The following is a 1,355-nucleotide window of genomic DNA, read 5'->3' as shown; positions in this document are numbered from 1 at the left end:
TGAACCACCCCGGGTTTGATGCACACCGGTTTATGGGTGTGCAGCCTCTGAGTGGGCCGCGTTTGTAGCGTAGTGGACGTTCTCGTATTCGATGGGTGGGATGCGGCCCAGGCGGTGCATGAGCCGGTCGGTGTTGTACCAGTGCACCCACTCGGCGGTGAGCAATTCCACGTCGGTCAGGCGGTGCAACGGGCCGCGGCGAAACGGTGAGTCGTCGCGGATGGCTTCGGTCTTGTACAGCCCTATCGTCGTCTCCGCCAAGGCGTTGTCGAAGGCGTCTCCGACCGTGCCGATCGAGGCCACCAGCCCGGACAGCGCAAGCGTTTCTCCGAACCGCACAGACGTATACTGCGAGCCCGCATCACTGTGATGAATAGTGTTGCCCAACAACGGATTACCCTCATCAATACGAAGTTGCGCGGCATGGCGGATCGCGTGGCGCACGAACCGGTCCTCCTTGCTGGCCGAGCAGGTCCACCCCACGATCCGGCCGGCGTGGGCGTCGATGGCGAACGCGGTGTACACGAACGCCCCGCCCGACAGCCGGACGTAGGTGAAGTCTGCGACCAGCAGGACATTGGGGGCCGGCACCCGGAACTGCCGCTTGACCAGATCAGCGGCCCGCGCCGCGGCGGGATCGGCGATGGTGGTGCGGACCTTCTTGCGCCGGGTGACCCCACGCCAGCCGTTGGCCCGCATGAGCCGCTCCACCGTGCAGCGGGCCACATCGATGCCCTGGCGTTGCAGGTGGGCCCACATCTTGGTGGCGCCGTACAGCGACTCCGGCTTGCGCCGACCTTGCTCGTCAGGCTCGTAGAAGCCGGCCAGCACCTCGGTGACGACGGTGTCCCACAGCGTCCGCGCTGACGGGGGCCTGCTCAGCCAGGCGTAGAACGTTCTCGGGGCGATCTGGCAGCCGTGCTCAGAGAGCACGCGGCAGATCGGAGCGACCCCGAACCGAGCGCGATGCTCGGCGATGAACGCACAGATCAACGGTGTCGCGGGTCGCTCTCCCGCGCGAAGAAACTTGTTGCCGCCTTGAGGATTTCGATCGTTTCCTCAAGCTCGCGGTTCTTGCGCTTGAGCTCTCGGTTCTCCCGCGCCATATCGGTCGAGACCCCGTCACGCCGGCCGGCGTCGACCTCGGTCTGGTTGACCCAGCGACGCAGCGATTCGTATGACACCCCCAACCGCTTGGCCACCGCGCTGATACACCCCGTGCGGGTGGCGTACTCCTCGGCATGGTCACTGACCAACCGCACCGCCCGGACCTTGAACTCCTCGTCGTACCTCTTCGCCATGATGCGAACAACCTTCCCTCGAAAGAAGGTGTGCATCAAACCCGGGGTGGTTCA

Annotated in this window: 1 protein-coding gene; it reads right to left on the bottom strand. The window is 65.2% G+C overall.

The annotated features are described in order from the left end of the window. Nucleotides 1-30: 30 nt before the first annotated feature. A protein-coding gene (locus CQY20_RS33760) for an IS3 family transposase (protein WP_097945737.1) occupies nt 31-1,301 on the bottom strand; the annotation gives its coding sequence in 2 pieces (ribosomal slippage) (nt 31-1,028 and nt 1,028-1,301; 1,272 coding nt in all). Nucleotides 1,302-1,355: the final 54 nt, after the last annotated feature.

The organism is Mycolicibacterium agri, from assembly GCF_002553505.1.
Classification (GTDB): domain Bacteria; phylum Actinomycetota; class Actinomycetes; order Mycobacteriales; family Mycobacteriaceae; genus Mycobacterium; species Mycobacterium agri.
The sequence above is the reverse complement of the archived record's forward strand: the minus strand, read 5'-3'. Positions and strand labels throughout refer to the sequence as shown.